The sequence below is a fragment of the Streptomyces sp. KLMMK genome (assembly GCF_036961605.1).
Taxonomy (GTDB): Bacteria; Actinomycetota; Actinomycetes; order Streptomycetales; family Streptomycetaceae; genus Streptomyces; species Streptomyces telluris.
Window position 1 is genome coordinate 1 of record NZ_JBAMDC010000314.1, and the last position, 7,660, is coordinate 7,660.

Genomic DNA, 7,660 nt, shown 5'->3' on the forward strand with positions numbered 1-7,660 from the left:
CAGGGACAGGGCGGGGGGTCGGCGCCGTACGGCCGGGGGCCGGCACGGCACGGGGACCCGGGACACTCTCGTGAATCTGAGGCTCCTCGGGGATGAGAGGCATGAGTTGATGTTTATCAAACGCCGGTGCGAGTCGCGTCGGCGGGTGGCGGCCAGGGCCGCTCAGAATTCGAAACCGAGCTGGCCACCGGCCTCCAGTGAAGCTGCTTGGGGGACGCTGCGAACCCGCTTGAGGTGCTGCCACCTGGGCAGCGCGTCCAGATACGACCAGGACAGCCGGTGGTGCGGGGTGGGGCCCAGCGCCTCGAGAGCGGCGCGGTGCACCGGCGAGGGATATCCGGCGTTGTCACAGAAGCCGAAGTCCTCGTAGCCGACGCCCAGTTCCGCCATCATCGCGTCGCGCCGGACCTTGGCGAGCACGGACGCCGCCGCGACGACCACGCAGGACTGGTCGCCCTTGATGACCGTACGGACCCGCCAGGGATCGCCGAGGTAGTCGTGCTTGCCGTCGAGGATCACCGCCTCGGGCCGGACGGGCAGCGCCTCCAGCGCACGGGAGGCGGCCAGCCGCAGTGCCGCCGTCATGCCCAGTTCGTCGATCTCCTGTGGGGAGGAGTGGCCGAGTGCGTGGGCGGTGACCCAGCTCTCCAGCTGCACGGCGAGGACGGCTCGCCGCTTGGGCGTCAGCAGCTTGGAGTCGGTCAGGCCCTCGGGCGGGCGGCGCAGTCCTGTGACGGCCGCGCACACGGTGACCGGACCGGCCCAGGCTCCCCGGCCGACCTCGTCGAGCCCGGCGACGACCTTGACTCCGGTCGTTGCGCGCAGGGAGCGCTCGACGGTGTGGGTAGGCGGTTCGTACGGCATGGCGCCAGCAAGCGTACGCCCCTACGGGTGGCCCGAGTAGCCCCGCCCCCTCCCCTTTCTTACGGCCGGTTCCATTCCGGTTCTTGCGGCCGGTTCGCCTACCGCCGGCCCGCGCCGGACGGGAGCCAGTCCGGCAGGTCCTCGGTGCGCCGGAGCCAGTCGGCGGGCGGCGCCCCGCGCTCGCCCGCGGCGACCACTCCGCCGACGATGGCGCAGTTGGTGTCCACGTCGCCGCCCACCTGTGCGGTGGTCCAGAAGGCGGCCTCGTAGGAGGTGAGGTTGCGCGCCGCGGACCACAGGGCGAACGGCACGGTGTCGTGCGCGCTGGTGCGGCGGCCGCAGCCGAGGACGGCGGCGACCGTGGTCGGGTCGCCGTAGTCGAGCATGTCCCGCGCGCGCCGGAGACCGGCCTGCACGGCGCTGCGCGGCACCAGGGCGATGACGCCCTCCAGGAGCGCGTCGGGTGCCACGGGGCCGGCCGGAGCGGCGGCGATGGCCGCGGCGGCGGCCACGGCCATGGTCCCGGCCACCGCCTCACGGTGCTGGTGGGTGGTGTACGCGGAGATCTCGGCCTGGTGCGTGGCCTGTTCCGGGTCGTCCGCGTACCAGGCGCCGAGCGGGGGGATGCGCATCGCCGCGCCGTTGCCCCAGGAGCCCTGTCCGTTGAAGAGGGCCGCGGCCAGCTCGCGCCAGTCGCCGCCCTCGCGGACCAGGCGCAGCATGCGGCCCACGGCCGGGCCGTATCCCCGGTCGAAGTCGTGGTGCTCCGCGAAGGAGCGGGCGAGCGCGTCCTGGTCGACACGCCCGTGGCCGGCGAGGACGGCCAGCACGGAACAGGCCATCTCGGTGTCGTCGGTCCACTGCCAGGGGGACGGGGGCAGCTCGCGCCGCTTGAGTGACGGGTAGTTGCCCGGGACGAAGAACTGGGAGCCGAGGGCGTCGCCGAGGGCCAGCCCGCGCAGGCTCGCCAGTGCGCGGTGGAATCGGTCAGCGGTCATCGGTGCGAACTCTAACCGGTGAAGCCGTACGGTTCAGGTGTGCACCAGCGCTCGAAGGGCCGATCGAGGTGGTACCGGCCGTCCGGCCCGAGGAGCAGGGCGCGGGTCTCCGCATTGCCCGGGTTCGACAGGGATTCGAACTCCGCGACCGTCCAGTGGAACCACCGCATGCAGAAGAGCCGCATGGTCAGGCCGTGGGTGACCAGCAGGACGTTGGGCGGGTGGTCGGGGTCCTCGAAGCTGCGCCACAGGCTCTCCAGAAAGGCTCCTACCCGGTCGTAGACGTCCGCGCCGGACTCGCCCTGGGCGAAGCGGTAGAAGAAGTGGCCGTAGGCGTCCCTGTAGGCCTTCTGCCTGCGCACGTCGACGAGGTCCTGCCAGTTCCCCCAGTCCTGCTCGCGCAGCCGGGGTTCCTCCCGGACGCGGACGCGGCCCGGGTCGAGCCCGAGGGCCTGGAAGGTCTGGTGCGTGCGGCGGTAGGGCGAGACGTAGGCCGAGACCCGCTCGTCGCCGAAGAGCTCGCGGAGGGGAGCCCCTGCCTCCCTGGCCTGCTGACGGCCTTTCTCCGTCAGGCTCAGGGCGTGGTCGGGCTCGCGTTCGTAGACGGTGTCGTCGACGTTGCCCACCGACTCGCCGTGCCGGATGAGAACGATGCGTCGGGGCCGTGGCATGCCGCCACCCTAGATCGAGCGCCGTCCGGCCGCCTCGCTAGCCCGTGACCAGCGCCCGGCCTGCCCGTATCTCGCACTGCCGGCCCTCGAAGCGCTGCCGCATGTGCCGGTCGTGGGTGACCACGACCAGGGCGCCGGACCACGCGGCCAGCGCCTCTTCCAGCTGCTCGACCAGGCCGAGGGCGAGGTGGTTCGTCGGCTCGTCCAGCAGGAGGAGGTCGGCGGGACGGGCGAGGAGGCGGGCGAGCCCGAGGCGGCGGCGCTGTCCGGCCGAGAGGGCGCCGACGGGCACGTGGAGGTCGCGCTCCCGGAAGAGCCCGTAGGACAGCAGCCGGGCCCTGTGCTCCTCCTCGGTGCCCGCCAGGCCGCGGGCGAAGGCGGCGAGCAGCCGTTCCGCGGGGCGGGTCACGGGGATCTCCTGGGCGAGGTAGCCGATGCTCCCCCGCCGGGTCACGGTGCCGGCATCCGGCTCGGTGACGCCCGCGAGCACGCGGAGCAGGGTGCTCTTCCCTGCACCGTTGGCCCCGTGCACCAGCAGCCGCTCGCCCGCGCCGACCTCCATCCGGCGGACCGCGAGCCGCTCCCCGACCCGCACATCCTCCAGCGTCACGAGGACGCCTGAGGCCGTGCCTGCAGCCGGGCGGGCGTCGAAGCGCAGGGGCTCCGGCGGACGGGGCACCGGGTTCTCCCGGAGCCTGCGCAGCCGCTCCTGGGCGTTGCGCACCCGGCTGGAGACCGAGGCCTGGACGCGGCCCTTGTCGCGGTCGTAGGCCATCTTGTTGCCGTCCTTGGCGGCCCGGCCCGGGGCCACGCGCCGGGCGACGGTCGCAGCGGCGCCTTCGAGCGCCGCGGTCTCGGCCGACCACTCCTCGTACGCCTGCTCCCAGCGCCTGCGGGCCGCGGCCTGCTCCTCGACGAACCCGGCGTATCCCCCGCCGTAGCGGACGAGGGACCTGCGGTCGGCGTCGAGCTCCACCACGGTGGTGGCGACGCGTTCGAGGAAGACGCGGTCGTGGGAGACGGCGAGGACGGTGCCGGGGTGCGCCCGCAGGGTGTCCTCGAGCCAGACCAGGGCCGCGCCGTCCAGGTGGTTGGTCGGCTCGTCCAGGAGCATGACCTCGGGGGCGGCCGCGATGAGGCAGGCGAGTCCGAGGCGCGCCTGCTCCCCTCCGGAGAGGCTGCCCAGCAGCCGCTCCCGCCCGATGTGGGCGAGGCCCAGGGCGTGCAGCGCCTTGTCCACCCTGGCATCGGCCTCGTAGCCGCCGCGCGCCTCGAAGGCGCTGAGCAGCTCGCCGTACTCCTCCAGGGCTTCGGGCCCGGCCTCCCCCAGGGCGGCCTCCAGCTCCCGGAGCCTGCGCTCCATGGCGCGGAGGTCGGCCAGCGCCAGGTCGACGGCGTCACCCACCGTGCGGTCCGGGGGGAGCTCGGGCGTCTGCCCCAGGCGGGCCAGGCCGCCCTCCGCCCCGGCGACGACGGTGCCGTCGTCGGGTGTCTCAAGGCCCGCGAGGAGCCTGAGCAGTGTGGACTTCCCCGCGCCGTTCTCTCCGACGATGCCGATCCGCTCACCCGGCCGCACCGAGAAGGTGACGTCGTCCAGGAGCGGGCGGTCGCCCCGGGACATGGACACACCACGCAAAGAAAGCTGAGTAGGCACGCGCAAACCTCCGTCGGCATCGGCGCAGGGCTCCGGGAGGCCCCTGCGGGGACGCATCCCCGGCCGCGCCACACCAAATGCGACCCGAGTTGCGTTACGCTCAGCATGACACGCCTCACCCAGCTAACGCAACAGGAGTTGCAGTTGCCATCGACGCCTTCCTCCCAAGTGCCCCCGTCCTCCTCCGCGCCGGGCACGGTGCGGCCCGGCGGCCGCACCGCCCGCACCCGCGCGGCCGTGCGCGACGCCGTCCTCGCGGGGCTGGTCGAGTACGGCTATCCGGGCCTCACCGTGGAGTACGTCGCCGAGCAGTCCGGCGTCCACAAGACGACGCTCTACCGCCGCTGGGGCGGCGTCGAAGGGCTCGTCGCCGACGCACTGGACCTCGCCGGAGAGGACACCTGGACACCGCCCGACACGGGCACCCTCAGGGGCGATCTGCGCGCCCTGGCGCAGCAGGTAGTCGACACCTTCGGCGACCCGGCCGCCGGAGCGGCTCCGGCGGCCTTCATCGCCGCCGCGTTCCAGTCGGAGCGGGCGGCGGAGGCCCTGCGCGCCTTCTACGCCGAGCGCTTCGCGCGCTGCGCGCCGCTGGTCGAACGAGCCGCCGCCCGCGGCGAGGTGCCGGCCGGCACCGACCACGGCTCCCTCGCCCGGGCCGTGTCGGCCCCGCTGTTCTTCCGGCTGTTCATCACCAGGGAGCCCCTCGACGACACCGTCGCCGGCCAGGCCGCGGACGCCGCTCTCGCCGCGGCCCGCGCAGGCGTCTTCGCGTCACCGGCCTGACGTACGCGGCCGACCGGCCGTCACACGGCCCAGGAAGGCTCCAACGCGACGATGTCACCGCCGACCGACGCGACGTCGGCCTCGATCTGCGCACGCAGGGCGAGCCGTTCGACCCGCTCCGTGCGGTACTTCCCGTGCTCGGCCTCGGAGTTCCACACGGACAGCACCAGGAACTCACAGCCCGGCGCTTCCCCGAAGACGCCGCGCAACATCCCCGGGGACCCGGCCATGGCCGGGTTCCACACCTTCTCCTGCATCAGCGTGAAGTGCTCCACCCGGTCCTCCCGGACCCGGCAGTGGGCGATACGCACCACGTCCGCATCCGCGAACTGCGGCTGGAAGCCGACCTTCACGTCAAACCGGTGCTCGAACAGCCGCACTTGGGCGTTCTTGAAGGTTCCCGCCTGGGACGCCGCGAGCCGGTCGTGGGAGCGCGCCATGAAGGAGTCGTAGAACGCCCGGCTCTCCCAGAAGCCGAACAGGTGCACCACGTGGGGACGCCCTCTGCTCCACCCTCCGCCCTGTCCCCGGAACCCGGGCTCGCCCAGCAGGCCCGCCCATTTGCGTTGTCCGCGTTCGAAGCCGCGGCGGTCGACCACCGTGCAGCGAGTCCACTTGACCAGCACCGCGCCATCGTACGGCCCGGACGGCGGCCCGCAGTCACGTACCGAAGGACTGCACCCGTGCGAGGGTCACGCCGTCGGCCTCGTCGAGCCCGATCCGGAACTCACGCGCCAGCACCTCCACCAACTCCGCCACGGGCACCTCCCGTTGCTCCTCGGAACCGTCGGGGCGGGCGGTCACGAGCATGGAGCCCACCAGACTCCGCCGTATGCCGGGCTCCGTCTGCTGTACCACCACGCGTGAGACGAAGGGCGAGTGCGGGTGCGTGGAGATGTAGTGGTTCATCACGGTGTAGTCGACCGGGAAACGTTCCTCCGGGCCGAAGGCGTACAGGTCGAACCAGCCCTCCCGATGGAGCGAGCGCAGCACCCGTACGTCCTGCGACTCCCGCTCGATGCCGAACGTCCAGCCGCCCTGCCGGGCCTGCACCCCGTCCCGGAAGGGCAGGGGCTCCAGCAACCCCTCCCCGCCGAATCCGACGTCGCACAGCCACTGCCCGCCGTCGGCCTCGACCTTGAGTGCCATGTGGGTGACCGGGCGCAGCTTGTCACTGCCCATCCTGATCCGCGCGCCGATGCCCGTGAACGAGAATCCGATGCGCTCCAGGACCGCGGCGAACAGCAGATTCTGCTCGTAGCAGTAGCCGCCGCGCCGCTGCGCCACCATCTTGTCCTGCAGCGCCTTGACGTCCAGCAGAATCGGCCGCCCGAGCAGGATTTCCAGGTTCTCGAAGGGGAAAGCGGCCACATGGCCGCGGTGCACCGCCCTCAGCGTCGCGAGGTCCGGCCGGACCGTTCCCCCGACTCCGATGCGCGCCAGATAGGTGCCGAGGTCCAGATCCCCGCCGCCCCACACGAACTCACCCGTCATTACCGCCCTCTCCCCTCGGCCGTTCACCCGACAGTATTCACCCTCGGACCGGACCGCTTTCGGCCGCCGTCACGCCGCCCGCGGCCTCCAGCAATACCGCGGCGGCCTCCCGGGCCCTGCGCGCGGCGCCGGGCGCTCCGGTGACCGCCGCCGTGGTGATGGCGCCGTCGGCCAGGACGGCCAGCTGCTCGGCCACCGGTCCGGGCTCGGGAACGCCGGCGGCGCGCACGAGCCCGGTCAGGTACCGCAGCACCTCCGCCTTGTGGTCCCGTACGGCTTCGGCCACGGCCGGGGAGCCCGTACCCAATTCGCCGTACGCATTGATGAACGCACAGCCGCGGAAATCCGGCTCGCCGAACCATTCCTCCAGCCAGTCGAAGACCGCGAGGGGGCGTGCCGCAGCCGAGGGGCACGCGGCGACATACGCGGCCAGAGCCCCGCGCCAGCGCTCGTCACGGCGTCGCAGATAGGCCTCGACCAGGACCTCCTTCGATGGGAAGCGCTGGTAGAGGCGCTTGAGCGAGACCCCGGACGCCGCGCGGATCCGGTCCATCCCGACGGCCTGCACACCGTGCTCGTAGAACAGGGATTCCGCTGCGTCGAGCAGTCGGCCGTCGGCTTCGGCGATGTCCATTGCCCCTCCCGGGCTGGCGCGGAGAACGATCGTTCTCTAGGCTACCCGAGGATGAGAGAACGACCGTTCTCCCCAGTCCGTCATTCCCTCATCCCCCATTCCCGTGATCCCTCATTCCGTCATGTGTCCGGAAGGCATGCGATGACTCAGCGTCCACCCCTGCCCCCTTTCGACGAATCCTCCGCCCTGGCCAAGGTCCAGGCCGCCGAGGACGCCTGGAACAGCCGCGACCCCGAGCGGGTCGCCCTCGCGTACACGGAGGACTGCGTCTGGCGGAACCGGCACGAATTCATCACCGGCCGCGACGAGATCCGGGCCTTCCTCCGCCGCAAATGGGAGAAGGAGCTGGACTACCGGCTGCGCAAGGAGCTCTGGTCGTGGTCCGGCAACCGGATATCGGTCTGCTTCCGCTACGAGTGGCACGACGCAGCCGGCCAGTGGTGGCGCAGCTACGGGAACGAGCAGTGGGAATTCGCCCCGGACGGTCTGATGCAGCGCCGTGAGGCCAGCATCAACGACGTGCCGATCACCGCAGGCCAAAGGGAATTCGGCACCCCAC

The 7,660-nt window shown here is 72.2% G+C and carries 9 protein-coding genes; 2 read left to right on the forward strand and 7 right to left on the reverse strand.

Features of this window, described 5'->3' with window-relative positions:
* Positions 1–162: 162 nt before the first annotated feature.
* From V7793_RS29345 to abc-f, 4 genes are all read right to left on the reverse strand, one after another.
* Positions 163–864 (reverse strand): ribonuclease HII, encoded by a 702-nt coding sequence (locus V7793_RS29345; RefSeq protein WP_336012038.1) that lies wholly within the window; start codon positions 862–864, stop codon positions 163–165.
* A gap of 98 nt (positions 865–962) precedes the next feature.
* Entirely contained in the window at positions 963–1,862 is a 900-nt protein-coding gene (locus V7793_RS29350; protein ID WP_336012041.1) for an ADP-ribosylglycohydrolase family protein, read from the reverse strand.
* A gap of 11 nt (positions 1,863–1,873) precedes the next feature.
* Positions 1,874–2,533, reverse strand: a complete 660-nt coding sequence (locus V7793_RS29355; RefSeq protein ID WP_336012044.1) for a histidine phosphatase family protein — start codon at positions 2,531–2,533, stop codon at positions 1,874–1,876.
* A 37-nt stretch (positions 2,534–2,570) separates the two neighbouring features.
* Positions 2,571–4,187, reverse strand: a complete 1,617-nt coding sequence (gene abc-f / locus V7793_RS29360; RefSeq protein ID WP_443058017.1) for a ribosomal protection-like ABC-F family protein — start codon at positions 4,185–4,187, stop codon at positions 2,571–2,573.
* 138 nt (positions 4,188–4,325) lie between these two features.
* On the opposite strand from abc-f, the gene V7793_RS29365 reads away from it, so the two are divergent.
* Positions 4,326–4,973 carry a TetR/AcrR family transcriptional regulator C-terminal ligand-binding domain-containing protein gene (locus V7793_RS29365; protein WP_443058018.1) on the forward strand — a complete coding sequence of 216 codons (648 nt, stop codon included), beginning with the start codon at positions 4,326–4,328 and terminating at the stop codon, positions 4,971–4,973.
* A gap of 20 nt (positions 4,974–4,993) precedes the next feature.
* Here V7793_RS29365 and V7793_RS29370 read toward each other — a convergent pair whose 3' ends face one another.
* The 3 genes from V7793_RS29370 to V7793_RS29380 are packed head-to-tail and all read right to left on the reverse strand — an operon-like array spanning position 4,994 to position 7,101.
* Positions 4,994–5,599 carry a YdbC family protein gene (locus V7793_RS29370; protein WP_336012052.1) on the reverse strand — a complete coding sequence of 202 codons (606 nt, stop codon included), beginning with the start codon at positions 5,597–5,599 and terminating at the stop codon, positions 4,994–4,996.
* A 34-nt stretch (positions 5,600–5,633) separates the two neighbouring features.
* Positions 5,634–6,467, reverse strand: a complete 834-nt coding sequence (locus V7793_RS29375; protein ID WP_336012055.1) for an arylamine N-acetyltransferase family protein — start codon at positions 6,465–6,467, stop codon at positions 5,634–5,636.
* Between the two features lie 37 nt (positions 6,468–6,504).
* Positions 6,505–7,101, reverse strand: a complete 597-nt coding sequence (locus tag V7793_RS29380) for a TetR/AcrR family transcriptional regulator (protein ID WP_336012058.1) — start codon at positions 7,099–7,101, stop codon at positions 6,505–6,507.
* Between the two features lie 141 nt (positions 7,102–7,242).
* Between V7793_RS29380 and V7793_RS29385 the strand changes: the two genes are divergently transcribed.
* Positions 7,243–7,660 (forward strand): nuclear transport factor 2 family protein (locus tag V7793_RS29385; protein ID WP_336012062.1); only part of this gene is annotated, 418 nt, incomplete at its 3' end.

What these genes read in the sequence shown, in the direction of transcription:
- V7793_RS29345 (WP_336012038.1), bottom strand. Translation starts at nt 864, where the DNA reads ATGCCGTACGAACCGCCTACCCACACCGTCGAGCGCTCCCTGCGCGCA.
- V7793_RS29380 (WP_336012058.1), bottom strand. Translation starts at nt 7,101, where the DNA reads ATGGACATCGCCGAAGCCGACGGCCGACTGCTCGACGCAGCGGAATCC.
- V7793_RS29375 (WP_336012055.1), bottom strand. Translation starts at nt 6,467, where the DNA reads ATGACGGGTGAGTTCGTGTGGGGCGGCGGGGATCTGGACCTCGGCACC.
- V7793_RS29355 (WP_336012044.1), bottom strand. Translation starts at nt 2,533, where the DNA reads ATGCCACGGCCCCGACGCATCGTTCTCATCCGGCACGGCGAGTCGGTG.
- V7793_RS29350 (WP_336012041.1), bottom strand. Translation starts at nt 1,862, where the DNA reads ATGACCGCTGACCGATTCCACCGCGCACTGGCGAGCCTGCGCGGGCTG.